Genomic DNA, 25,586 nt, shown 5'->3' with positions numbered 1-25,586 from the left:
GAATTGAGGAGTGGGTGCGTTATGACGGAAGTACTCGCAGGCAAGGTGGCGGTGGTCACCGGAGCCAGCAGCGGCATTGGGCTTGCCATCGCCAGGCGGTTCGCCGCGGAGGGGGCACGGGTGTTCCTGGCCGGTCGCCGTCAGGAGCCGCTCGACGCGGCCGTCGCTGAGATCGGCCCGGCGGCCACCGGTGTGAGGACCGACGTTTCGGTACAGACGGACCTCGATGACCTCTACTCGGTCGTGCGCGAGGAGGCGGGCCGCATCGACGTGCTTGTCGCCAACGCCGGCAGCGCTGTCCCTCAGCGTCTCGGTGAGATCACAGAGGAAGCCATCGACGCCACCTTCGGTACGAACGTGAAGGGCACGATCTTCACCGTACAGAAGGCGCTGCCCCTGCTGTCGGACGGCGCCTCGATCGTAGTGACAGGATCGACCAACGCCCTCCGCCCCGGACCGAGCCTGGAAATCTACGGCGCATCGAAGGCAGCGGTGCGCAACCTGGTGCGCAGCTGGGCGCTCAGCGCGCAGGAACGGAAGTTCCGGGTGAACGTGCTGAGTCCCGGCCCGACCGAGACCCCGGGCCTGGTCGGCGCCGTAGGCCCGGACCACCAGCTCGCCTCGGCGGTGCCGCTCGGCAGGATCGGCCGCCCGGATGAGATCGCCGCCGTGGCGACGTTCCTGGCCTCGGACGCTTCCAGCTTCGTCAACGGCGTCGACTGGTTCGTCGACGGAGGCCAGGCGCAGGTCTGACCGCGCCCCTCATACGGTGGGCATACCGGGCACCCTGGTTCACTGGACGGCCTTGTCCGTGGAGCCTGACTGCTTGCCTACGTCCCCGTAGTGACCAGGCGGGAGGGGGCAGCACCTTGTGCCCGCCAACCCGCCCGTGGCCTGACGCTGTGTTCTGTTCTGCGGCGTGTCGTGCCAGGCAGGGGCTACGGAACGCCGGTTGCGCAAGCTCACGGCTGCCGCGTTGGTCGGTGCGGGCGAGGTGAAGTGTCCCGAGCGCGGGACTCGGTGGGTGGCAGGTTTTGACCGGCGGTCGAACGCCGTGTATTGCTCGCGCCGGTGTGTAGTGAGGGCCGGGGGAGCCGGAAGGAACGTTCGGCGAGCGGGCACAGTGACCGCATCGCAAACGCATCCTGAGTTCAACTTCATTCAAAATCCGGTCATTTGCGATCGTTCGCGGTGACGGCGCCCAGGAGACGCAGGCCGTCGTGAGAGGGCGTGCCGGGCGCGGCGGTCAGGGCAATGAGCTGCTGGTCCGGGTCGGCCGCGTCAGTCAGTGTGGACCAGTCAAGGGCGAGTTCGCCGACAACCGGGTGGCGCAGGACCTTGGAGCCCGCGGTCCGCACGGCCACGCGGTGGTCGCCCCACCATGTCCGGAAGTGCGGGTCCTGCACCGACAGCTCTCCCACCAGCGTCGTCAGGCGCGGATTCTCCGGGTCCCGGGCTGCCTCCATCCGCAGCTGCGCCACGCAGGATCGCGCCACGTAGTCCCAGTCGCTATACAGGGCCCGTACCGTCGGGTCGCAGAACACCAGGCGTACGAAGTTGCGTCTGTGCTCCGGAAGGAGCGCGAAGTCGGTGAACAGCGCGGCAGCCAGCGGATTCCACGCCAGGATGTCGGTGCACCGGCCAAGGACGAGGGCCGGGGTGTTGGTGAGATCGTCGAGCAGGCGCCGCAGCTGCGGCTGGACCCGTTGGGTGGGCCGTCGGCGCGGTCGGCCGGCATCCTTGCCCGAGAGCTCGAAGAGGTAGGCACGCTCGTCCTTGCTGAGCCGCAGCGCGCGTGCAAGGGCGTCCAGCACCGGCTCGGAGGCCCGGCGACGCCCCTGTTCCAGACGGGTGTAGTAGTCGGGGCTGATCGACGCCAGCAGGGCGATCTCCTCCCGGCGCAGGCCCGGGACCCGCCGCCGCCCGTCGTCGGGGAGCCCGGCCGTCGCGGGGCTCAGCTCCCTGCGCCGGGCCTTGAGGAAGTCACCCAGTTCGCTGCTCATGCGATCAAGTCTCGCATCGAGGGACAGCCGGTGAGGGGGCCAGTTCTGTCCCCTTATCCCAGCGTGGGGCGCCTGCCAGGGTCGAGGGCATGAAGCCGGACGTCACCTTCCTCAGCAGCAATCTCAAGCTCGCCGGCACCCTCTTCCTGCCCGATATGCCCATCTCCGATCGGCTTGCGGCCATCGTCGTCTCCCACCCGGGCGGCGGCGTGAAGGAGCAGACCGCGAGCATCTACGCCGAGCGCCTGGCCCGCGAGGGCTTCGCCGCGCTGGTCTTCGACGCCGCCTACCAAGGCGAGAGCGAGGGCGAGCCGCGTGGTCTGGAGGACCCATTCCAGCGCGCCGAGGACATCAAGTCCGCCGTGAGCTTCCTGGCCACCCGAGACGAGATCGATCCAGACCGGATCGGCGCTCTGGGTATCTGCGCCTCCGGCGGTTACGTCCCCTACGCCGCCCAGACCGATCTGCGCATCAAGGCCGTCGCCACGGTCAGCGCGGGAGACCTGGGCACGGTGATGCGCGACGGCCTCGGCCGCACCCAGGACCCGCAGACCATGCGCTCCATGCTCGAGCTCGCCGGGGCCGCACGTACCGCGGAGGCCCGCGGCGACGCCGTCCCCCGGCAGGAATGGATCACCGAGGCCGTGGACGCCGAGACCTACGAGTACTACCGCACGCCACGCGGTTACCACCCACGCGCGGTCCAGCCCTGGCCTGTCCGCAGCCTCGACCAGATCATCCAGTACGACTCGTATGCCTTGATCCACCTCATCTCGCCCCGCCCTCTGTTGATGATCACCGGATCCGACGCGAACACGGCGTACATCAGCCACGAAGCCATCGAAAGGGCAGCCGAGCCCAAGGAACTCTTCGTCATCGACGGCGGCACCCACATCTCCCTCTACGACAAGGACGAGCACGTCACCCCGGCCGTCGCCAAGCTCACCGCCTTCTACGCCACCCACCTTGCCGCCATCTGCCGTGAAAGGCAGTGAGTGTGACTTTCCGTCGACGATGCTGAGCCGACAGCTCGTTGACCAGGACTACTCGCTGGGTGGCCGTCCTCCTGCCGTGACGGTGGACATGATGGGGCGACGTTTCCCGGATCGAGAAAGGAACATCGGGTGGACAAGTCCGAGAACTTGACGCGTCGCTGGGCGAAGCATGTGCGCGTGGAGGGGTGGAGCGAACGGACCGCGTTCCACGCCGACGGCCGGGCGTGGACCTTCGCGGAGGTGCTCGACGGGGCGGCGAGGGTGGCGGCCGGATACCGGTCGCACGGCCTGCGCGCCGGTGACCGGGTGCTGCTCGCCTTACCCGACAGTGTGCAGATGGTGTGGTGTCTGCTCGGTGCGTGGCAGGCCGGTCTCGTCGCGGTGCCGGTGAACGTCCAGATGAGCCGGGACGATCTGACGCGCGACGTGGCCACGGCCGAACCGGCGCTTGCCGTGGTCGACCCGGAGACCGCCGGATGGCTCGGGGACACCGGGCTGACTCCCACCACCGAAGTCGGTCCGCTCCTCGCGGCAGAGCCCGACGAGGTGTTCGCCACGGGCGGGGACGCCGCCGCGCTGGCCGTGTTCACCTCCGGCACCACCGGGGCGCCGAAGTTGTGCTTCTTCCGCCACCGCGACCTCGGCGCCCCCCGCGGGCCCGGCCTGGTGAGCGGCCCCGACACCGTCGGGTTCTCGGTGTCGCGCATGTATTTCGTGGGCGGGCTGAGTGCATCGGTGTTCACCACCCTCGAAACCGGGCAGACGGCCGTACTGTCGCGGCCCCGCGCGTCCCCGGCCGCCGCAGTCGAGCTCATGCGCCGGCACAACGTCACCGTCCTGTTCGCGCAGCCGAGCTTCCTGGCCCGGCTGCTGCTCGAACCCGGCCACGCCGAAGTGCTGGGCAACATCCGTCAGGCCTTCTGTGCCGGGGAGGTACTCACCGCGCGACTACGCGAGCAGCTGATACCGATCCTGGGCGACCGGCTGCTCAATACCTACGGCACGACGGAGGCCGGTGGCGTTGCCCTCGGGCTGCCCGCGGACTACGACGTGCCGTCGGCGGTCGGCCTGCCCCTACCCGGCAAGCCGGTACGTGTCGTCGACACCGACGGACGGGAGCTACCCATCGGCAGCAAGGGCGAGTTACACATCCGCGTCCCCGTCGCCACCCTCGGCGTCGCCCGCGGCAGCCTCGGACCCGACATCCAGACCGACATGTGGTGGCCGACCGGCGACCTCGCCTCGATCGACGAGAACGGTGTCATACACGCGCACGGCCGACTCGACGACGTCGAGGTGATCGGCGGACAGAACGTGGTACCGAACGAGGTCGAACGCCTGCTGGAGAGCCACCCCCGCGTACTGGAGGCGGCGGTCAGCTCCGTGCGGCGCACGGACGGAGACACGGGCCTACGCGCCTACGTCGTCGCCACTGCGGCACCAGGCTCGCCCGAGGAAGGGCCGGTGCGGGGTGACGACGCACTTGCTGCCGAGTTGGTCGAGCTCGCCCGATCCACCCTGTCCTGGTACAAGGTTCCGCAGGACGTCGTATGGCTGGACGCACTGCCCCGCAACGCCAACGGCAAGGTCTTGCGCAGGGTGCTTCGCGCACAGGGCGACCAGTTCGTCTAGCTCCATCTTCAGCGTCCGGCATCGGATGTGCCTCGAACTCAGCGGGGCAAGACGCGGCGCGACACGGACGTGTCCAGGACCACGGGGAAACTAGGGTATTTGAGGAGACCTTTCTGCGAGAGTCACGAAAATCGTTCTCGCACGGTCAGGTGATCGATATTTCCGCTCAACCCTCGCAGCAGAGCGGGCGGTACCGGTTTGTCGTGCCGAGCGTCGCGGCGTCGGTCGTGCCGCGTGCGCCGAAGGCCGTCCTCCCGTATCTCCAGCTGGCGCGTATGCACGCGCCCATAGGCAGTTGGCTGTACCTCCTCCCCGGTCTGTGGGGGATCGCGCTCGCCTCGGCGGGGCTGCCCGACTGGCGGCATGTGCTGCTGTTCGCGGTCGGTGCGGTGCTGGTGCGCGGCTTCGGCTGCACCGTCAACGACCTCGCCGACCGCGAGGTCGACGCCCGGGTGGCACGTACCGTCGCGAGGCCGATCCCGGCCGGTACGGTCACGGTCGCGGGAGCGCTCGTCTTCGCCGTGGTGCAGGCGGTGGCGGCGCTGCTCGTGCTGGCTGTGGCCAGCGTTCCGGCGGCGGTGCTCGTGGCCGCCTCCTATCCGCTGGTGGTCGCGTACCCGTTCATGAAGCGGATCACCTACTGGCCGCAGGCCTGGCTGGGGATGGTCTTCGGCCTCTACATCCTCGCGGGTTGGCTCGCGGTGGCCGGGAGGATCGAGACTCCCGCGCTCCTGCTCTACGTCGCCGGTTTCTTCTGGACGCTGGGGTACGACACGATCTACGCCCACCAGGACAAGGCGGATGACGTGCAGGTGGGGGTGAAGTCCCTCGCGCTGCACCTCGGCAGGGCGACCCGGCCCTGGGTCGCCGGGTTTTACGGGGCCACCGTGGTCGGGATCGTGGCCGCCGGAGCGGTCGCCGGTGTGCACTGGACGTTCTACGCGCTGTTTCTGCCGGGCGTGGCGCAGCTGTTCTGGCAGGTGGTGACGGTGGATATCGACAACCCCGCCGACTGCCGGGAAAAGTTCGTGTCGAATCGCTTCTTCGGGTGGCTCGCGCTCGTCGCCATTGTTACGGGGAGAGTCTTGTGAGGCGCGGCCACGCGGTCGCACCGGAGGGGCGGCGCAGCAAGCACATGCATGCAGGTCCGTCGTCCGGGCGCACGGAGTCGCGCAGCCTGGCCCGGTTCGTGTCGCTCCTGCGGGAGCCGGAGAGGTTGGCCACCGAGGTGCTGGAGGAGTGGTGTGGTGCTCCGGTCACCGTGGAGGTCCGCCACCGCGCGGATGGCCGGTTGCTCATCCCGGCGGCCGAGCGGACATTCAGCCGGGGTTCGGCGCAGGCGGAGGGAGACGCCTTCTTACCGCCGGAGCGGGTGGCCGAACTGATGTGGCTCTCGACGGGTGCCCGTGTGCAGTTCCGCACCGTTCATCTGCGCGCCGGGACCGACAAGGTCGTCACCGCGAGCGCCGTCGTGGCGCTCGATCGCATAAGCCCCGAGGAACGCGCCGTCCTCAGCACCACCAACACACCGCTGGGGCCCGCGCTGGCCGCAGGTGGTGGTGTGCGGCGCGTGATGGTCACGTCCTTTGAACCGACCCGCCTCGAACCCGCCGTGCGACCGCCCGGCGACGCCGACGCTCCCGTGCTGACCGTCACCGCGCTGCTGTGCCGTGGGACCGTGCCCGTCGGTCTCGTACGGGAAACATTCCTGCGAAGTCTCCTCGATTGGGACGACGTCCACGACGCATGAGGGAGCACATGCCGAACTCTCCCGCCGCGGTCTTCGAGCGGCTCACCACCACCGTCACACCGGTCCCCACCGAGGTTCGTCTCGGCACCGCCTGCGTGCTCGGCGGCGGCGTCGCGGGCCTGGTCGCGGCCCGGGTGCTCGCGGACCACGCCAACCGTGTCGTGATCATCGAGCCCGACCGCCCGGAAGCCGCGCTGAGCGGCGCGGCTCGTCCCGGCGTCCCGCAGGGCCCCCAGGTGCACCTCCTGCTGCCCGGCGGGCGCGCGCAGCTCGAACGCTTCTTCCCCGGTGTCGTGGCACAGGCTCTCGGCGAGGGTGCTGTCTCGTGCGGTCCGGAGCGCACCGCCACCTACCTCGACGACGTCGAGCAGATCGCCACCCCCAACGCGCAGTTCGTGGGGAGCAGCCGCCCCTTCCTGGAGTCGCTGATCCGGCGGCGCACGCTTGCACTGCCGGGCGTCGAGCTGGTGAGTGGACGCGTCACCGGGCTGGGTTACGCGCGCGGCGCGGTCAGGTCGGTGCGCTACGCGGTCGGCGGCGACCACGTCGTCGTCCCGGCCGACTTCGTCGTCGACGCCTCCGGTCGCGGCAGCAGGCTGACCGACTGGCTGGAGCGGGGCGGCTGGCCTCGACCGGAGGCGGAACGGCTCCCGGCCGACATCCGCTATCTGTCCGCCCGCTTCACACGCTCGACCGACTGGGACGGTCCCCTCAGCGGCATCTCCCGCTACAGCCCGCACTTCCCGAAGGACATCGCCGGGGCGGCGGTCAGCCCGGTCGAGAACCAGCAGTGGGCGGTGATGCTCTCCTACTTCGGCAACGGCGCGGAGGGCCGCACGTCCGACGAGTTCGTTGCCCGGTGCCGTGAGCTGCCACCGATCTTCCAGGAAGCCGTCAAGGGCGAACTCGTCGGCGAGGTCGTCCCGTACCGCCACCCCGACAGCAGGTGGCGCCACTTCGAGGCGCTCGACCGCTTCCCCGCCCGCCTGGCGGTCGTCGGTGACGCCGTCGCCTCGTTCAACCCCCTGTACGGGCAAGGTATGTCCTCCGCCGCGATCCACGCCTCCTGCCTGTCGGAGTACCTGTGCTCCGGCCCCGACCTGGACGCCCCCGCCCGGCACTTCCTCGAGCTGGAAAAGGTCGTCGTCGAAGCCGCCTGGCAGACGTCCACGGCCGGCGACGCCATCCGGCTGGGCCTGGCAGCGCCACCGGACACCGAGCAGGAGCGGCGGCAGGCGTGGGCCGTGCGACAGGTGCGGGAGGCGGCGGGCCGGGACGAGCAGGTCGGCACGGCCCTGCGGGCGGTGGGGTTCATGACCGCCCATCCCGCGTCGCTGCTGGCACCGGAGTTGGTGCTTCGCGCGGCGCGGGTCAACGGTGTGCCGGAGGAGCAGATCCGGCAGGAGTACGCGATGACGGAGACGATGTGACGGGCCGGACGACGCGGACAGCACTCGACCGCTACATGGAGCTCGCCGACCGCGCGGTGCGGGACCCGTCGGCGCTGGAGGAGCTCCCCACGATCTTCACGCCGGACGCCACCGTGAGGCTGCGCGACGAGCCGGTGACCGGCATCGCCGCGATCATGGAGTTCTACCGGGTGTTCGTAGCAGCGGTGGCCGAGAGCAAGCACTACTGGACCACCACGATTCTTGAGGACGGCACGATCGAGTCGCACTGGGTCGTCGCGGCGCGCCGGGTCGACGGCAGCCTGATGACCGCGGCCGGGGTCGAGCACGCGACCGTCGACACCGACGGGTTGATCACGAACCTGCGCAACCGGTACATCCGTCCGCCGGGCTGACCAGGCCCGGCGGGCGGGCCTTTGCCGATGCGCCCGTGGAGCGGATCCTGCCCGTACGCCTTGACCTCGCCCGCTCCGACCGTGGCGACGAAAGATCACACGGCGGATGCACCTCACTCGCCGGAATCGCATCCTTCCGAATGTTCGCCCGATCCCGGCCCCGATCCCGACCGATCCCGATCATCCGAGAGGACACCCCCATGTCGCCCAGCCCGTCCCGAGGCGCGCGCCGCGCCGTCTCCGGTCTCGCCACCGCCCTGCTGGCCCTGTCCGGCCCCTGGTGGCCCCGGCCGCCGCCGCTGGAACGGGGCAGGTCAGCACGGTCACCTACACGGCGGCGGAGCAGGCTGCCGCCCTCTCGTACTGGACGCCCGCGCGCATGAAGCAGGTCGGCCGCGACATCGACCTGGGGCCGACCGGACCGCTCAGCAAGCCCTGGACCGGCAAGGGCATCCCCAGCATCGGCCGACTCTTCTTCTCCGACTCACGGGGCAAGGACACCTGGTGCACGGCCAGCGCCGTCACCAGCGGCAACCGCTCAGTGATCATGACCGCCGCCCACTGCGCACGCCTCGGCTCCTCGCCCGCCAACACCTACAGCGACATCGTCTTCGCCCCCGGCTACGCCAAGGGCAAGGCGCCGTACGGCCGCTATGCCGTCAAGGCGACCATGACACCGCGCTCCTGGGCCGAGGACACCGTCAACGACGTAGCCGCGATGGTCGTCGCCACCCCGGCCAATGGGAAGCGGCTCACCGACGCGGTAGGGGCACAGAACATCGCCTTCGGCCGCCCGGCCGGTGAGCGGATCACCACCTTCGGCTATCCGGGGACCACTCCCCAGCGCGGCGAGGAACTGCTGTACTGCGCCGGTACCTCTCAGCGCGCTCCCGAGAACGAGCAACGCGTCCCCTGCGACCTCGGCGGCGGCGCGAGCGGCGGCCCCTGGCTCGCCGGTTTCGACTCCGCCACCGGCAAGGGCACCGTGGTCTCGGTCAACAGCCACGGCGAGGGCGACGGCGGCACCCCGATGTACGGCCCGACGCTCGACAAGACCGCGCGAGCCGCCTACGACGCCGCCCAACGCGGCTGAGCGCCGGACTCCGGCCGGGCCGAGCGACGGGCCGGGACGCGGGCCCCTCCGCCGTGGGGCGGAAGGGGCCCGCTGGTGCCCGCGGGTGGCCGTTTCTCAGAACGTCCACTCGTGGTTGGCGTTCGACCTGCACGGCCCGATGGCCAGCGAGGCGCGAGGGTCACCCGTGCCCCGGGCGCCCTTCACCGCCAGGCACTGCTGATTGCTGGCGTAGTTGTGGATCCAGAACTTCTTGTCGCCCCGCTTCTCCAGCCACCACAACTGGTTGTCCTTGGTGGTGCCGTCGCAGTGGAACTCCGTGACCTCCTGGCCGTGGTCGGCACCGCCGTAATACGGCAGGTCCATGCACAGGCCGTCCTTGCCGTTACGGATCTGGAAGAGGTTGGCGGAGCCGGGCCCCTTGCCCTTGTACCGCACCTCGAAGTTCCAGATCTGGTTGTCGGCGTCCGTGCCGTCGCAGTCGTACTGCCGGACCGGACCGTCCACCTTTCCCTTGCCGTAGTAAGGGATGTCGGCGCACTTGCCGGTGGGCACGTTCTTGAGCAGGACGTTCTTCTTGTTGGAGTAGTCGACCGGGGCCACGGCCCGCTTCGGCGACGCCTTTATGCCCTCCTTGGGGACGGTGCGGGACGCCTCCTGCACCTCCTTCGTGGGGCTCTGGCTCGGCCTGGCCGGGCTCTCGGGGGCCTTGGACTTCACCTTGGCCTTGGCCTTCGAACTCGGCTTGTCGGCCGACGGCGACTTCGGGGCGTAGACGCCAGGGGCGTCGTCCTCGTCGTTCGTCGGCATGGTGTGGGCCGACGTCTGGCGGGCCTGCGCCGCCGGTTCGCTGTCGTCCTCGTTGTTGGTACCGGCGACCAGGAACGGTATGGCGATCAGCAGCGCGCCACCGATGCCCGCCGCGGCCAGCAGGGCCTTGGTCGGGCGGCCGGACGGCGGCTCGTCCCCGTCGTCCGACGCACCGTCTCCCTTGGACGCGCTCGGGGGGCTTCCACCCTCGGTGGCGACCAGGGAGCCGACGCCGGCGTCGTGCTGGTCGTCGCTCTTGCGAGCCGAGGTCGCCTCGTCCGTGGTCTGGTCGGCGGACGACGTGTCGGTGGACGCGTTGTCGGTGGACGCGTTGTCGGTGGACGGGGTCGAGGACCCCTCCGACGTGGCGGCGGTGCTCGGCGGCGTCTCCACCGTCGGCCCGTGGACGGGCTCGGGCGTCGCCTCCGGCTCCTTCGCCCCGGATTCCTTCGCCTCCTTGCGACCCGCCCGGGGACGCAGCCCGGAATCCGGTTCGGCGATCGTTCCACGCATGGTGACGGTACGCCGCACCGTGGGGCCGGAGTGGCCCTCGTTGTCCTTTTGTGGCATCAAGTCTCCGTTTCGGTAGTGCCTGGTTCAGTCGGACACCGGCCGGTTCGCGGTCTGTCCGAGCGGGCCGTCGCACAACTCGGGCCAGCTGAACGGGCCCGGCGCCACCGCGTGGCCGCGCAGCACCTCGTCCATCCGGTCGAGCGCCGCGCGGTCCGCGGCATCAAGCTCCGCGGCGCCGGGCTCGGGCTGTGCGTTCGGCGTGGTGAGAGGGACCTCGCGCAGCAGGATCAGCGGCGCGTCGCCCTCCTCACGTACATCGAGCACCCGCATCAGGGTGCCCGGCGGGAACACCACCTCGTCCCGGGCGGCACCCGCCCCGGGCCGGTCGGTCAGCTGGCGCACCCGGCGCCCGGTGACCGAGGAGATGGCGTACTGCGCACCGCGCGGTCGCGGCGCGCCGGCCGCGAGCGGCAGCGCGCACACCGGCGCCGGATCCCGCAGCAGGTCCCCGGGTGCCAACCCGTCGTCGATGTCCTCCGCCCCGGCGCCGCGGAACGCCACACCGCGGTACGACGGCAGCCGACGCAGCCCCGAGGCGAGGCAGGCGGCGTACGGCAGCAGCGGCTTGTCGCCGTGGCGGAGCGCACGGGCCAACTCGTCGTGGCTCAACGCGCCTTCGGAGGTGTGCAGATACAGATGCAGCGCGATCAGATCGGCGCGCGCCGCATCCTGCTCTTGCCCGCGCAGTGCGGGCAACCGGGTGAGCATACGGCCCACGGCGGTCCCGTGCCGGTCCCACACCCTCTCCGCGAGCGCCCGGAACGCGGTGCGTTCGGCCTCGGTGCTGACGTGTCCGGGCTGAAACGGCACCGGCGGCAACGGAGCCGCCACCCGCCGCACCGGTGGCGTCGGGACCAGTACCGGCTCCGGCTCCGGCTCCGAGTCCAGGTCCGGCTCCGGGTCCGGGCCCGGGTTGGACTCGGCGAGCTCGGGCTCGGCGGGCTGTTGGGGTTCGGCCGGTTCGACGGTCTCCTCTGGGGCGGTGGCGGGCTCCGTCTCCGCGGGCTCGGGCCGCTTCTCGTCCGGATCCCCCGAGCCCGAGGACACGCTCATCATCGGCGGCCGCGCCGGAGGGGGCGGCGGCACGTACACGGCCTCCTCCGCCCCGGCCCTCTCGGCGGGTGCCGGCTGCGTGGGGGTCGGCGTGGGCGCGGCGGACCGCAGTGGTTCACCGCCGGGCGGCGGACCGGGCGTCACGTGCCGTTCCCCGGCGGCCGGGGACGTAGGGGCCTCGGTGTCCGCACCGGACCCCGCGTCCCCGTCAGGCGACGGGGCGGCGTCGGACGCCGACGACGTGTCAGGCACCGGGAACGGACCGGCTGCGGCCCAGTAGTCGCGCCCGAACCGTGGGCCCGGTCCCGGGGTCGCACCGGTGGACGGAGGCCGCCCGGGCGCGGGCTTCCCTCCACCGGTCACGGAGGGGGCGGATTCCGGTCGCGTACGGGGCGCCGCGGACGTGCCGGGTGCCGGAACCGGATCGGTTGTGGACCGCTCGCCATCCGTCGGGCGCGTCCCGGATGCCGGGGACACGCCGGGGGCCGACGGTACGTCGCCATGCGACGGAGTCGTGCCGGGCTCGGGGGCCGGAGCGGCCCCCTCCGGACCGGGGCGCGGTGGCCGGGGCGGGCCCGGCTCCGAGGACCCGTCAGCCGACGGAAATGAGCGACCGGACACCGGAGACGGACCACCTGCTGACCACGGCCCTGCCCCCAACCGCGGGCCCGGGCTCAGGTCCGCACGCGGCGGCAACGGCTTGCCCGGCGCCGGGCGGTCGCCGGGGGTCGGGTGTAAGTGTCCGGACGGGACGGGGCCGGAAGGGGGAGGCGTACCGCCTGCCGGGTGCGGGGCGGGGGGTCGGCGTGCACTGGGTTGCGGGCCGGTGCCGGGGGCCGATGGGGTTCCTGATGTGGGGCGTCGGGCGGGGCCGTAGCCCGGAGTCGGGGCTGGGCCCCTGCCGGGCTGTGGGGGTGTGCTGCGGCTCGGGCGAGGGCCGGGCGCTGAGCCTGCGGCGGCGGCCGAGCCCGTTGCCGCGGCCTTGGCGGTCGGACCGGTTGCGGAGGCCGCGGTGGTCGAGCCGGGCGCGGCGGCCGGGCGGGAGCCGGGGAGCGAGGGCACGTCGGCGGCCGGACGGGCGGCAGGGGTTGGGCGGGCGCCTGTTGTGGGGTGGGCGACCGGGGGTGGGGCGGTGCGCGATGTCGGGCGGGTGGCGAGGGCCGGGGCCGGGCGGGGGGTGAAGCGGAGGGTTCGGACGCCGTGCCGCGCCGCGATCGCGCGCAGTGCGCGGCCGCCGTCCGTGGCCGTGCCGTGTACGTACAGCCGCGCCCGGTTGCGCACATCGGCCCCCAGCCTCTCGAAGAGCCGGGTGAGTTCGGGCCAGAGCGACGGGTCCAGCTCTTCACCGGGGCGGCCGACCTCGATTGCGGGGCCCTCGGCGTCCACCGCACGGGTCGAGGCGGAGGGCGCCTGGCCGTCGCGTTCGGTGATCCACAGGCCCGCCCGGGTCACCGTGGCCTGCCAGCGGTCGGAGAGCCGGACGATGCCATGCTCGAGGTTGCCGGGGCCCGGCAACGGCGGGCTCCAGCGCAGCAGGCGCGGGCTCGGGGCGGGTTCGTCCTCCGTCGCGGGGGCGCACACCACGGCGTCCACGAAGGGCCGCCACCGCGGGTTGCCGTCGGCGCCGACGAGTACGGCTCGGGCCACACCGCGCTCCGTGGGGGCGCTGGGGGCGAGCAGCGGCAGACCCGTATAGACCACGATCTCGGTGTCGAGCATTTCGGCGGCCAACTGCCCCGTGCGCAGGATGTCGCGGGGGCTGCCGGGGGCGAGCCGGATCCTGGACCACAGCGCCTGCGGCAGGGCCGACAACACCTCACCGACGTCGGAGGCCGAGACGTCCCCGCCCTCGGGGACACCGACCAGCACAGTGGGCCCTCGGGGGTCCACGGGCACCGAGTAGCACAGGTCGCCGCGCTGAGGGGCGGTCGCGTGCGGGGAGCGGGCCAGCAGCCCCGCCGGGATCTGTTCGATGACACAGCCACTGTCGGTGCGCGCCGGCACCTGCTCGACCCCGGACTGCCAGGCGGGGGCGGGCTGACGGGCGCCGAGAGCGACCGGCTGCACGCCCGGGGAGAAACTCCACCAGCCCCGGCGGCGCGGCGGATCGGGCTGTACGAAAAGCGATCCGCCGGGGACCATCTGGACGTCGCCGTCCGGGGCGATCACCTCCAGCTCCCACGCGTCGGCTACCCGCCGGGCCACGGACGGGCGGTCCGGCCGCTCCTCCCCCGCGCCGGACATGACGAGCCGTACGGTGCCGGTGCCCGCCTCGCGCAGCGAGTCGAACACCTCCCCCAGGCGCTGCCAGAACTCCTCCACCGGGGCGCCGGAGGCGGGCGCGACGCCGGTCACGACGGTGGCGATGCCCGCCTCGGAGCCCAGCAGATCGACCAGTTCGTCGACATGCGTCTGGCTGATCGTGGTGTCCAGGGCGGAGCGGAGGAGGATCAGCGCGCCGTACTCCTCGGCGAGCATCGCCTCGTCCGGCTCCGCCCCGAGGGCGCGGCGGCGGGCGCGGTGGACCGCCGGTCACCGCGTCCCGCCTTGCCACGACCGCCGAACCAGCGCGGCCGGCCACCGCCGGAACGGGTCACGTCGTCTCTCCTTCGTGCTCCGGCTCGGCCGGAGCAGCGCACCGGCGGGGGATCTCGCTCATGCCGTTGTCACCTGGTCGTCGTCCATGGGGTTGAAGTGCCCTGTGATGCCAAGGGAATTGGACTGTACGCAGTGAATATGGCGAGCAGGTGCCCCTGTCCAGCCACGGGCCGCAGAACTAGCAATTCCCCTCGTGGTCGCCACCGGCAGCCGTCCGGTCGGCGGCCACTTACGCCTCGGTCAACGGCTGTCGCCCTTGGGCCGGTTCATCGGCTCCCTGTGCGGTGCCCTCGCGGGTCACCGTCGTCGGCCACTCGACCTCGGGCTCCTCCGCCCCGGCCTCCTCCGCGGGGGCCTCGGCCGCGGCGGCCATGATGTCCGCCAGGCCGTCCGTGGTCATCACCATGCTGACGGGGGCGGAGCTGTTGATGCAGAGGCTGTGGCCCTCCGGAAGCCGCTCCAGGAACGCGGGCACCCGCACCCGCTCGAACCCCAGGCGTCCGGCCGCGTGCAGATAGCGGGGCGAGGTGTAGATGGGGACCACCGCCGTGCCGTCCGGCGCCGACGCGCTCACCGGTTCGCCGTCGGCCGTGACGAGCACCGCGACCTCGGCCTTGGCGAGGGCGGCGGTGACGTCCTCGGCCGGGCCGTAGCCGGTGGTGGCGAGCTGGATGGCGGCGTCCACGTCGTCCTCGGGCTCGGGCCAGCCGAGCGCTTCCGGGGAGGGCTGGTAGTTCTCGTTGTCCTGCCACTCCACGATCTCGCCGTCGTCGTCGGAGCGCCACTGTCCCACCACGGCCCAGTCCGGCGGCGGGCCCTCGCCCCGCCACGCGGGGTCGGTCAGGTAGAGCCAGTGGTTCGGCGCCAGCTTGGCGGCCTTGACGAACTCCTCTGGTGGCTCCGGCACTTCGGTGTCGTCGGACGTCCCGGGTTCCGGGGATCCGGCGGCCGGCTCGAACTCCGCGAAGCCGGTCGACGGCTCGGCCGATTCGGATGGGGTGACCGCGGCGGAAGCGCCGTTGTCGCTCATGCTGTCCTCGCTTACTGGGCCGGCTGGCTCACTGCTGGAATTGCTCGGCATAGTCGATGATGTGGGCACACCCCTGCGGGGTTGCCCGGTGTGCCCGCTTCGTTTCCCGGGGCGCGTCGTGCGCATCCCGCGCGGCTCACCCGCGACTCGCTCACCGGTACGAGCTGGGCCACCGGGGCGGAGGAGTTGAGGAACGCCAGTTCCCCGTCCCCGGGCAAGTGATCGAGAAGATCGGGTGTCCGCATCATCACATGCGCGGGCAGCCGCTCGTCCACCAACTGAGGGGTTCTTGAGGTTACGGCCACCGCCGGATCGCTGTCGGGGGCCGCACGCATCGGCTCGCGCGTCACGGTGCGCCTCGGCCGATGGAGTGTCGTCGGAGGGCGCGTCGGGGAGCCCCAGTCCGTTCTCTTCAGGGACCGGTGCGTGCGGGGCGGCCGAAGTGGCCGCGGCCGTGGGGTGATGTGGGCGGCGTCGGCGTGGGGTGCCGGGTCGGAGCTCACCAGCCATGCGTCATCCGCCCGTCCGCACCGCGGGCACGGGCCCGGTCGGCGAGAGCCAGGGGCGCGGTGGGCGCGGGAGCCTGGGCCGTCGCAACGGTGAGCACCTTGGGCGCGGGCGCGGGGGCACCGAAACTCCCGCGGATGTCACGTGGGCGCACCAGCCCGAGGTCGGTGATGGGGCGCGGCCGGCCGGAGGCGTCCGGCTCCAGGGCGACCGTGGTCTTCCCCGTCTGCGGATCGGTGTAGAGCGTCGGCTTGCCGAACGCGGACCAGGTGTACCGGCCCGACAGCAGGGCTCCCTGGCCCGGCATGCTGTCCACGATGGACTCACCGGGACGGGGCCGGGCCCCCTCCACGAGCAGGATGACGTGGACGTTCTCGCGGTGATGGGTCAGCACCGGGTCGCGGTAGAACAGCTCGCCGACCTCGGCATGCGGCACCGGGCCATCGATGACGGCCAGGCCACCCTGCTGGTCGGCCCGGAACAGCCAGGGCACCGGGGCGTGCGGCTTGTTCGGGGAGTACCAGGGTGCCTGGACCGTGGAATCGGGCACGAGCGACCCGTCGGCCGCACGGCGCAGCAAGGTCACCTTGGTGCCGTCGAAGTCGATGGGCCCGGTCCGGTGGGCGCCGTAGTCACGGCCGATCCCCGCGCCGCCCGTGGTGGCCATGAGCGTGGCGTTCTTCAACGCGCCGCGAGTCTGGAGGTGGAGGGCGCCCACTTCCGCCGGATTGCCGAGGTCACGGCCGAAAGCCGCCGCCCGCCGCAGCAGCTGGAACATTTCCGTGCGCCGCGCCGGATCGGGGGCACTCAGGTGGAGCATCCTGGCTCCGGCCGAGTCGATTCGCTGTTGGGCGTTCTGCGGGTCCTCCTGCCTGATCCCGTACAGCAGTTCCCGGACCGCGACCTCGGCCCACAGCATCCGCGACCGCTCCGCGTCGCCCACCTGATCCGTACCCGACAGCTGAAGGGCGCTGACGGTGAGGTTGTCGAAGTCGGGCCGCGCCACCATGGCCGCCACCTCCGCGACGACCGGCAGCCGGACGAAGTCGGTGAGTGCCAGCCGCGGTTCCTGGGCCCGCCGCTCCCCCGCGCGCTTCAGCACGGCCGTCGCGGCGTCCGGTCCGGTGAGCTGCGAACCGGCAGGCTGCTGCGCCTGATAGGCCAACACCACGCGCACGAACAGGTCCACGGTGAACAGGGGGACACCGGCCAGCTCGGGATCGTTGCGCAGCATCACATCCAGCGCGCCGATCCCCCGCCACAGCTCCGGGAACTCCGCCGACGTCCCGATCCGGGGGTTGGTCGCCCGGCGCAGCAGCCGCACCAGGCGTCGCGCCCGGTCCCGGACCTCCTCCGGCACCGGACCCGGCCCGGTGTACATCCCGGCATCACGGGCCAGATCGTCCAGTTCGGCCGGCCCCGGCTCCGGCACCGCCGCCACCGGGCGGTAGACACGGCCCCGGGGATCGGTGAACGCACCGATGAAGTCGCCGTTCTGCCGTGAGATACGCGGACTCGTCGAGCTCAGGAAGCCGTACCGCACACGGCGCTCGTCGTTGGCCTGTTGCTGGGCTTCGGAAACAACCGCCAGCGGATCAGGGACGAACGGTGGTGGGCCGTAAACCCCCGTGGTCCGGATACCCGGGAGTGCCGCGCTGTGGCACGCGATCCGCGCGACGGGGTGTTCCTTGGGCAGCCGGTCCAGGCTCCGCCGCCGCTTCAGGGCACCGGACGTCCGCGACCCGCTGGTGGTCAGCCGCTCACCATCATGCAGAGCCCAATAGGTCACGCCGGGGTCTCCGTGCTTGACCTCGAAATACGGCATGGGCTCCCCCGCCTCCACCCACGGCAGCGGCTGCGGCGGACTGACCTCACCGGTCGCCGGGTCCAGATGGACGAAGTGCGTCATCGCCGGCAGGTCCAGCGCCATCAGTGTGTTCTTCCGCCAGAATGCGGACGGCTCGGAGAGGGCGAGGGACAGGTGCCCGATCGACCGGTGGTCCGGGCCGACGACCGGGAAGGAGAGAACCCGCTGCTCCCACTCCTCGCTTCCGTCGTCGTCCCGGCGCGCCATGCCCGGATCGGTGAGCAGCCAGTCCGCCAGGAACGCCTGGTCCTCGGACATGTCGAGGCCGATCCCCATCCAGGGGAACACGCTCAGGGGCAGGAGAAGTGTCCGCCCGCTCGAGGACCACACCGGCCGGCCGAGCAGTTCGGCACCGATGCGCACCGGCTCGGGGCTCAGGGCGTTCAGGTGGGAAATCACCATCAGCACGTGAACGTCGCCCGGCAGACCACTCAGCACCTCGTCGAGGGCCAGCAGCTCGAACACGACCTCCTTCGGCGCCGCGCGCTGGAAACCGTTCCGGCCCAGCACCTTGACCACGCTCATTTTCGCGTCGGTGATCACCAGGTACGGTGCCGGGGAATGGGGCCCGGATCGCCACCCGGCGGGCTCCGGCGTCCCCACGACGGCGAAAGCGCCGTCGGGCCGTTGGACGAACCGATAGGCGCTATCGATGTCGACGTTGCGCGTCTTCGCGTCCAGGTCCGTCCAGTTGAGACCCCGCACACCATTCGCCGAGGTGAAGCGGAACTCGTTGGACAGCGAACCCTTGAGCTTCAGGTAGAAGGCGGAAAGCCGCCTCAGGCTCGGGGCGTTCTCCATGGCCGGGTCCATCGCCACCCGCAACAGATCACCACGGTCGTCCCAGGTCACCGGCGCGTTCTCGGCCAGCATGAGCACATGCCGCGCGACCGCGTCCAGGTCCATCGGCCCACCGCGCAGCGCGGGGACTCCCGCCCGCAGCGCGTTCAGCCGCCGCAACGCCTCCCGCGCCCCCGTCGGCGCCGGCTGCTGCCCGAAGAGACCCCGCAGGATCTGGCCGAAGTGCGCCTCGGCGTCGTACGGGGTGGTGGACGGAGCCGCAGGCGGGGCCGTCGTGTCGTCCTGCGGCGCCAGGACGACGGGGGCGACGGGGCCGAGGGCGGGAGCCGGCCCGGCCGGGGCGGGGTCCGGCGTGGCCGGGGCCTGCACCGGCGCCGTCGGCACGAACGTGCCGGTCGCGGTGGTGACGGACGAGGCGGGTGTGAAGCCCTGGCCCGGCTTCCGTACGTCGATCGTGCGCACGACCTCGAAGTCGGCCGCGGTGAGCGGCCGTCCCGAGGCATCCGGCTCCAGGGCGACCGTGGTCTTTCCCGTCACCGGGTCGGTGTGGAGCGTCGGGGTGCCGTACGCGGCCCACATGGACCGGCCCGCCAGCAGGGCGCCCTGGCCCGGCAGGCTCGCCTCGACCGGCTCGCCGGAGCGCGGCCGGGCCCCCGGGATGAGCATGACGCAGGGGGCCTCCAGGGGCCGGATGCCCGCGGTGTAATCGCGGTAGATCAGCTCGCCGACGTCCTCGTCGGGCACCGCCGCACCGGCCACCTCGGCCCGGTCGCCCTTGCGGCCCGCCCGGTACAGCATGGGCCGGGGGGCGTTCGGCTTCTTCGGGTCGTACCAGGGTGCCTGGACCGTGGAGTCGGCCACGAGCTTCCCGTCGGGCCCGCGCCGGAGCAGGGTGAGCGTGGTCGGGTCGAAGTCGACGGTGCCGGTCTTGCTTCCGCTGACGTCGCGGCCGAGCGTCGAGCCGTCCGTGTGCCGGATCAGGGTGTCGTCGGAGTACGCGCCGAGGAACTCCAGGTGGGTCGTGGCCACTTCCCTGGTCACGTTGGCGTCGCGGCCGGCGGCAAGGGCGACCCGCAGCAGATGGTCCAGATTCGGGCGCTTCCCCGGGTCGGGGGCATCCAGGTGCAGGACCCTCGCGGCGTACGCGTCCACCGCCTGCTCGCCGCCGGCCCGCCGGAGGGTGGCCAGCAGCTCCCGGGCCCTGACCTCGGTCCACAGGGCCTGCGACCGCTCCGCGTCGCCCACGTGGCCGGGGCCCGGCAGGGTCAGGATCTGCGCGGCGAAGGCGTCGAACTGCGCGGGGGGCAGCATGGCCCGCACGACCTGGACGAGCATCGGCAGGCCGACATACGTGGTGAGGGCGATGTCCGGGTCCTGGGCACGCCGTTCGGCGGCCCGCCGCAGCACGTCCGCCAGGGACTTCGGGCCGAACGGCTGCTGGGCGCCGCCTGGCTGCCGCCTGTGGTCCGCCAGCGCCACACGCTGGAGCAGCTCGATGGTGAACAGCGGGACGCGGGTCAGCTCGGGGTCGTTGCGCAGCATCACATCCAGCGCGGCGGCGCCCGCCAGCAGGACGGGGTACGAGGCAGCCTTCTCCACCCGGGGCCCGAACTGCCGGCGGAGCAGCCGGACCAGACGCCGCATCCGCTCCCGGACGGCGTCCGTCGCGGGCCCCGGCCCCTTGTGCAGCTCGACTTGACGGGCGAGGTCGTCCAGCTCGGACTCCGTCGGCTCGGGCGGCACCCGCTCCAGGCCGTACTTCCTGCCCCGGACATCGGTGTCCGTTCCGACCACGAGCCCCTTACTGGTCCGGAGGGGTTCGGTGACCATATGCCGGGTCCCGTACACCGAGCGGCGCTCGTCGTTGGCCGTCTGCTGGGCCTCGGAGATGACGGCCAGCGGGTCGGGGACGAACGGATGCGGACCGTTGGGGCCGACGTATCCGATGCCCGGGGGCAGCGCGTTGTGGCAGACGATCTTCACAATGGGCTCCCCCGGCGGCTTCATCCGCAGGCTCGGCCGCCGCTTCAGCGGTGCGGTCGACCGCGGACCGCTGGTGTTCTCCGTGCCGCCCGTCACGGCCCACTGGGTCTGGCCGGGGAGGCCGTGTTTGGCCTCGAAGTACGGGTCGGCGTCGGGGTCGTCCTCCAGCCACGGCACTGGCATCGGCTCGCTGATGGTGTCGGTCGCCGCGTCGTAGTGGACGTAGTGGGTCATCGTCGGCAGGTCGGCCATCAGCCGGGTCTTGCCCCAGCTGCCGTCGGACCTGTCGGCGAGGTTGACGGACAGGTGCCCCGTCGACCGGTGGTCGCGGCCGATGACGGGGAAGGTGATGATGTTCTGCTCCCATTCCTCGGCCCCGTCGTCGTGGGAGCGCGGCATGCCGTGCTCCGTGAGCAGCCAGCCGCCCACGGGCATCGCTCCCGGGGATTCCACGAGGCCGATGCCGTGCAGGCCGGGCTGGTTCGGCAGCGGCACGATGGCCACGAACCCGCTGCCGTTCCACAGGTCGCGGCCGAGCAGCGCGGAGCCGTCGCGCACCGTCTTGAGCCCGTACGTGACCGACCAGGAGGTCAGCGACAGCAGGGGGACGTCGGAGGGCAGTGCGGACAGTTCGTCGTCGAGGGCCATCAGCTCCATGACGACCTCGTACGGCGCCATCCGGGAGAAGCCCTGCCGGCCCCGCACCCGGACCTGCCGCCCGTCGCCGGATTCGGAGCCCATCAGCAGGTACGGCGCCGGGGCGCCCACCCGGTGCCATGGGGCGGTGCGCTTGTTGCCGGCGGTGCCGGTGCCGGTGCCGTCGGGCTGCGTCGTGTAGTCCCAGATGTGGTCCACGTCGATGTCCCGCCGGGGTCCGCCGGTCCAGTCGATGCCCCGGGCGCGGCCGTCGGACGACCTCCAGCGGAACTCGGCGGCGAGAGCGCCGTTCAGCTTCAGGTAGTGGGCGGAGAGCTGTGCCAGGCTGCGGACGTTCCCCGTGGTCGGGTCCATCGCGACCCGCATCAGCTCGGCACGGTTCACCCGGGTCACGGCCGTGCCCGGGTCCAGCATGAGCACGTGCCGGACGAGCGCGTCAAAGTCCAGCGGCCCGCCGCGCAGCGTGGGAACGCCCGCCCGCAGCACGTTCAGCCGCCGCAACGCCTCCCGCGCGGCCGTCGGCGCCGGCTGCTGCCCGACGAGACCCCGCAGGATCTGGTCGACGTGCGCCTCCGCGTCGTACGGGGTGGTGGGCGCGGCGGCCGCGCCGCTCTGCGGTGCCGGGGTGGTGGAGGCGGTGGGGGCGAAGGAGGCGGGTCCGGGGCTCACAAATCCCCGCGCCGTCGAGCCGCCGGGGCCCTGGGCGGACACCGCGAAGCCCTGGGCGGACACCTGCGCACCGTACGGGGCGGTGGCCTGCTCCCAGGCCCGCACGGGGGCGCAGCGCTGGCTCAGGTCGAGCCCGGACAGCTTCAGCTCCCTCCCGAGCGAACCGGCTGCCGAGAGCAGGACGAGCGGCAGCGCAAGATTGAGCGGCAGCGGCTCCGCCCCGGTCGCGTCGACGTACGCCCCGACCTCGTGCCGCAGCCCCCGCCACGTCAGCGGGGACCGGTCGCCGCGCACCGCCCGCGCCTCGTCCAGCGCCCGGAATCCGTGCAGCAACGCCTCGAACGCCGCGGTGTCGTCCTCCAGCATCGGCCCGTAGACCAGGCGGATCGCCCGCACCCAGCGCAGCACGTCCCCGGCGCGCTTCCGGTCGCCCGTCACCCGCTCGGCGAGCCGGGCGAGCTCCGCGGACGACGGCTTGGGACGGAACCCCACCCACCAATCGCCCTCGGCCAGCTGGAACCGCGGTCCGGAACGCCCGTCACCGGGAACGATGCCCGGGCGGCGCCCACTGCCCGTGGTCCACAGCTCGCCCGCCCAGTTGGCCAGCACCTCGGCCGCGATCGGCCGCTCCAGCGGATCGTACGGCGGCGGCCCCGCCACGTCCGCACCCGTCACGAGAACCGCCGTCTCCGCGTCCAGGGCGATCAGATCGGGGTCGGCGGCATAGAGGAAGTCCACGACCCGGCCATAGTCGAACACCTTCCCGGAACCGTCCCGCATCCCGAGTTCGGCCAGCGCACCGTCACCGCCGATGTCCACGAGATACGCCTTGCCGAACGGCAGCTCCATCGGGTCGCTCTCCGGAACCACCACCCCGCTCGGTCCCTGATACGCCTGGGACGCGAGCAGGAACGTGAACTGACGCACCTGGGGCAGCAGGCCGTAGGAGCTCTCCCGGCCGTCCCGGTCGCGGGCCGGACGCGAAGAGAAGGCCACCGGCTTCCCCTGCGGATCCTGGTACTTCACCGCCGACAACCGCTCCACCGGCACCCGGGTCCCGTCCACCGCGACGACCTCCGGGGCCATGGACACCACCGGGGGCAACTGGGACGGATCGGCGAGGACACCCAGCGCCCGCCATGCGCCCTCAATGGCTTGCCGGATCCGCGCCTGCTGCCCCGGAGGCACCTGGGCGAGGAGGTCGGCCGCCGTGCGGACCGCCTCCCGCAGCCGGCGCTGTGCGTCGGTCGGCAGTGGGCTTCCCAGGGCGTAGGAGCCGAGATCCTCCGCGATGGTCTGGAACTCGAACCAGGTCAACAGCTTCCGGGCCGGGCCATTGGCCTGCGGCACCCCTAGCTGGGCCAGCCCCAGGAAGGGGCTGAAGGCCCTCACCACCGGATTGTTCCGGATGCGCGTGATGGCAAGGCGCAGCACGTCGAGGGGCAGCGGAGCCCTGTGCCTCAGCGCGCGCTCATAGGCCCTCCGGCTCAGCACCGACAGTTCGGCGACGGATTGCCGTATCTGCTCCCGGGTCATCATCCGATCGTCGAATCCGAAGTGCCGCAGCTCCTTCAGCAGCAGCGCGACCGCGAGCCGGCCGTCGTCCGTGTCCAGCGCGGGGTAGTCGGTCATGCCGATGGTCTGGTACTGGCCGACGGTGTCCCCGGAGGACGTGCGCCCGGTCAAGGTGGCGGTCAGGTGCTCGCGGGGAGCGGGGCCGTCACCGCTCGGGGCGTCGAAGAACCCGGCAGCGATCTCCCCTCCGAAAACCCTCCGGTAGATCTCCAGGAGCGACCTCAGCCTCTCGGCGAATTCCCGGGCTATCTCGTCGTAGCGGCCGTCGAGGAATTCCCGCGTGCGAGGGCGCAGGGCCCGCAGCGTGCGGTCGAACGGATGACGGCCCGCCACCGGCAGCAGGTTCTTGACCAGCCGTCCCGGCAACAGCAGGGAGACCGGCGTCGCGGCGACATGGTTGAACGACAACCACTCGTATCCCCAGACCTCGTCGACATCCGGGATGACCGAGAGGAACGGAAGGAGCGGGAGGGAGTCCGGTGGAAGGTCGCCGCCCATGACGTCAAGCAGGAAATCCTTGGCGATCAACGCCCCGAATTCCCTCCCCTCGGTGAACAGTCGCCCGTATTCCGCCTTCGACAGCCTCCTCGCGGCGACCTCCTGGAGCGCCCTGAGACCGATGGCGGGGATGCCCGGGGTGGGCTGGGTGTACGCGCGATGGTTGTGATCCGGCAAGTGGGGGGCGACGTGGGTCCGCCGGCCGACTTCGGTGACCTCCCACCCTTCGAGGTCTTCGAGAAGGTCCGCGAGCGGTATGACGGCGTCGCGCTCGTCCGTGGTGTCCAGCGCTCGCCGGGCCAGTTCGAGCTGGTCCAGTGCGTTCTCGGGGAGCTGCCTGTCCTCTCCCTGGAGCACGGCCATCGGGTCGATGACGAACTCGACGATGTAGCGCAGCACGCGGACGGGCCGCGGTGCCCCCGGTGCGACCTCGGGTTCCAACTCCGTGAGACGCCCGGTGGCGGGGTCACGCCAGAACACGCCGATGTCGGTGTAGAGGTCGATCCCGGGGCCCCTGGCCAGAAGCTTCTCCCCTTCGTCCTCCTTGAGTACGAGACGCCCGGAATGGGCACGGTCCGTAAGACCGGGGGTGACGCTCATCACCAGGCCGGAATCGGTGACCTCCCAGCCCTCGAAGTCCGCCAAGAGGTCCATGAGCGGTATCAGGCCGTCGGGATGACCGGTGAGCTGGTTGTACTGGGCCGACTGGAGCCGCGCCAGCACCTCCTCCGGGGACTGCGCCGACGCCTCGGCGGGAGCGGCCGCCGGGTCGGCGACGACCCTCCCGAAGAAGCAGTACTCCGGCGCCGACTCCCCCGGGGCCACCTCGGGCTTCGTCTGATAGCTCTGCCCGGTGGCGGGGTCGCGCCAGAACCCACCGGGTTCGGTCACGAACCGGACGCCGGGGCCGACAGCCAGCGTCCTGGGCTCTTCCGGGGCCCGGATGTCGAGGATGTGGCGATCTTCGACCTCCAGGCCGAGGGCGCCGTATTCGCGCTCGACGGACCGGTCAACCAGCGCGTGGCCCAGGGAGGCCGACTCCGTGAAGCCGGGCAGCGCGTTCTCCAGGACCCGCCCCGCCCGGTCGATCACCACGGCCTGGGCCTCAAGAGGTGCCATGTCCGGCGGGGCCGCCGATACGCGGCGGCCCTCGCGGGCCGACGGGTCCAGCGCCACCACACGGTTGTTCCGCCCGCCCATGTTGTACGCGGCCCACACGTGCCCCGGCTCGCCGCCCTGGCGCCGCGCCAGCACGATCGCCAGCGCGCCCGGCCCGGCGTCCGCCACCGCGCGCGCCACCTCGCGCCAGGATCGCACCGGACGCCAGCCCGGCCCGGCCACCAGGCCCGTCGCCGCCGCGTCCGGGCCCGCGAGGGTCACCGAGTCGTCGACCGTGCCCGCGATGCGCACCCCGCCCGGGAACACCGCGTCCCGCAGGGCCTCCGCCAGCCGCAGACACCGCTGCGCGGACATCGCCCCGGGCGGAATGATGTTCGCCAGACGGTTCGTCACCCCTTCCAGCTGGTGGCGGGTCAGCACCGGACGAGCCACGACGGGGGTGGTCAGCCTGGTGGCCGCCGTACGGTCCGGCGCGGGCTCGTTCCGCGCGGGCGTCACCACGATCTCCGGCACCGGCTCGGTCACGCCGATCGAAGGCACCGGCATCTCGGAGGCCCAGCCGTGCAGCGGGCCGGGGGTGAAGGGCAGGT

At 72.0% G+C, this 25,586-nt stretch carries 13 protein-coding genes (1 of these 13 cut by a window edge); 8 read left to right on the top strand and 5 right to left on the bottom strand.

The window, feature by feature from the left end; genetic code table 11:
• The first annotated feature begins 21 nt into the window (after positions 1-21).
• Positions 22-753: an SDR family NAD(P)-dependent oxidoreductase gene (locus tag HYQ63_RS43510; RefSeq protein WP_179939541.1), complete on the top strand. Its 732-nt coding sequence runs from the start codon at positions 22-24 to the stop codon at positions 751-753.
• A gap of 419 nt (positions 754-1,172) precedes the next feature.
• Here the strand turns inward: HYQ63_RS43510 and HYQ63_RS43505 are convergent, their stop codons facing one another.
• Positions 1,173-2,003 (bottom strand): helix-turn-helix domain-containing protein, encoded by an 831-nt coding sequence (locus HYQ63_RS43505; protein ID WP_179939540.1) that lies wholly within the window; start codon positions 2,001-2,003, stop codon positions 1,173-1,175.
• Between the two features lie 89 nt (positions 2,004-2,092).
• On the opposite strand from HYQ63_RS43505, the gene HYQ63_RS43500 reads away from it, so the two are divergent.
• The 7 genes from HYQ63_RS43500 (at position 2,093) to HYQ63_RS43470 (ending at position 9,277) form a co-directional block, all read left to right on the top strand.
• On the top strand, positions 2,093-2,998 hold the full coding sequence (locus HYQ63_RS43500) for an alpha/beta hydrolase (RefSeq protein WP_179939539.1): 906 nt from the start codon (positions 2,093-2,095) through the stop codon (positions 2,996-2,998).
• Positions 2,999-3,127: 129 nt separating this feature from the next.
• A complete protein-coding gene (locus HYQ63_RS43495; RefSeq protein WP_179939538.1) occupies positions 3,128-4,630 on the top strand; it encodes a class I adenylate-forming enzyme family protein in 1,503 nt (500 codons plus the stop codon).
• A 203-nt stretch (positions 4,631-4,833) separates the two neighbouring features.
• On the top strand, positions 4,834-5,721 hold the full coding sequence (ubiA, locus tag HYQ63_RS43490) for a 4-hydroxybenzoate octaprenyltransferase (RefSeq protein ID WP_179939537.1): 888 nt from the start codon (positions 4,834-4,836) through the stop codon (positions 5,719-5,721).
• Positions 5,718-6,380 (top strand): hypothetical protein, encoded by a 663-nt coding sequence (locus HYQ63_RS43485; RefSeq protein WP_179939536.1) that lies wholly within the window; start codon positions 5,718-5,720, stop codon positions 6,378-6,380. Before ubiA ends, HYQ63_RS43485 begins: the two co-directional genes overlap by 4 nt.
• An 8-nt stretch (positions 6,381-6,388) precedes the next feature.
• Positions 6,389-7,810: an NAD(P)/FAD-dependent oxidoreductase gene (locus HYQ63_RS43480; protein ID WP_179939535.1), complete on the top strand. Its 1,422-nt coding sequence runs from the start codon at positions 6,389-6,391 to the stop codon at positions 7,808-7,810.
• Complete coding sequence (locus tag HYQ63_RS43475; RefSeq protein WP_257232543.1) at positions 7,807-8,184, top strand: nuclear transport factor 2 family protein; 378 nt, start codon at positions 7,807-7,809, stop codon at positions 8,182-8,184. Before HYQ63_RS43480 ends, HYQ63_RS43475 begins: the two co-directional genes overlap by 4 nt.
• 280 nt (positions 8,185-8,464) lie before the next feature.
• Positions 8,465-9,277: a serine protease gene (locus HYQ63_RS43470; RefSeq protein ID WP_257232542.1), complete on the top strand. Its 813-nt coding sequence runs from the start codon at positions 8,465-8,467 to the stop codon at positions 9,275-9,277.
• A gap of 96 nt (positions 9,278-9,373) precedes the next feature.
• On the opposite strand, the gene HYQ63_RS43465 is transcribed toward HYQ63_RS43470, so the two are convergent.
• The 4 genes from HYQ63_RS43465 to HYQ63_RS43450 all read right to left on the bottom strand — a co-directional run.
• Positions 9,374-10,636 carry an RICIN domain-containing protein gene (locus HYQ63_RS43465; protein ID WP_179939533.1) on the bottom strand — a complete coding sequence of 421 codons (1,263 nt, stop codon included), beginning with the start codon at positions 10,634-10,636 and terminating at the stop codon, positions 9,374-9,376.
• 27 nt (positions 10,637-10,663) lie between these two features.
• Positions 10,664-14,170, bottom strand: coding sequence for a hypothetical protein (locus tag HYQ63_RS43460; protein ID WP_179939532.1), 3,507 nt, complete (start codon positions 14,168-14,170; stop codon positions 10,664-10,666).
• A 349-nt stretch (positions 14,171-14,519) separates the two neighbouring features.
• Complete coding sequence (locus HYQ63_RS43455) at positions 14,520-15,320, bottom strand: type VII secretion system-associated protein (RefSeq protein ID WP_179939531.1); 801 nt, start codon at positions 15,318-15,320, stop codon at positions 14,520-14,522.
• A gap of 499 nt (positions 15,321-15,819) precedes the next feature.
• On the bottom strand, positions 15,820-25,586 hold the end of the coding sequence (locus HYQ63_RS43450) for a lonely Cys domain-containing protein (protein ID WP_179939530.1). The gene runs 40,357 nt beyond the window's last position; the window shows 9,767 of its 50,124 coding nt (coding positions 40,358-50,124); its start codon lies off the right edge, out of view — the gene reads right to left on this strand; the stop codon is at positions 15,820-15,822.

Origin of the sequence: Streptomyces sp. Rer75 (genome assembly GCF_013414305.1) — a bacterium.
In the GTDB taxonomy this organism is placed as follows: Bacteria; Actinomycetota; Actinomycetes; order Streptomycetales; family Streptomycetaceae; genus Streptomyces; species Streptomyces himastatinicus.
The sequence above is the reverse complement of the archived record's forward strand: the minus strand, read 5'-3'. Positions and strand labels throughout refer to the sequence as shown.

Bases quoted from the DNA above. Each gene is read 5' to 3' on its own strand.
- HYQ63_RS43510 (WP_179939541.1), top strand. From the start codon at position 22: ATGACGGAAGTACTCGCAGGCAAGGTGGCGGTGGTCACCGGAGCCAGC.
- HYQ63_RS43505 (WP_179939540.1), bottom strand. From the start codon at position 2,003: ATGAGCAGCGAACTGGGTGACTTCCTCAAGGCCCGGCGCAGGGAGCTG.
- HYQ63_RS43500 (WP_179939539.1), top strand. From the start codon at position 2,093: ATGAAGCCGGACGTCACCTTCCTCAGCAGCAATCTCAAGCTCGCCGGC.
- HYQ63_RS43480 (WP_179939535.1), top strand. From the start codon at position 6,389: ATGCCGAACTCTCCCGCCGCGGTCTTCGAGCGGCTCACCACCACCGTC.
- HYQ63_RS43465 (WP_179939533.1), bottom strand. From the start codon at position 10,636: ATGCCACAAAAGGACAACGAGGGCCACTCCGGCCCCACGGTGCGGCGT.
- HYQ63_RS43460 (WP_179939532.1), bottom strand. From the start codon at position 14,170: ATGCTCGCCGAGGAGTACGGCGCGCTGATCCTCCTCCGCTCCGCCCTG.
- HYQ63_RS43455 (WP_179939531.1), bottom strand. From the start codon at position 15,320: ATGAGCGACAACGGCGCTTCCGCCGCGGTCACCCCATCCGAATCGGCC.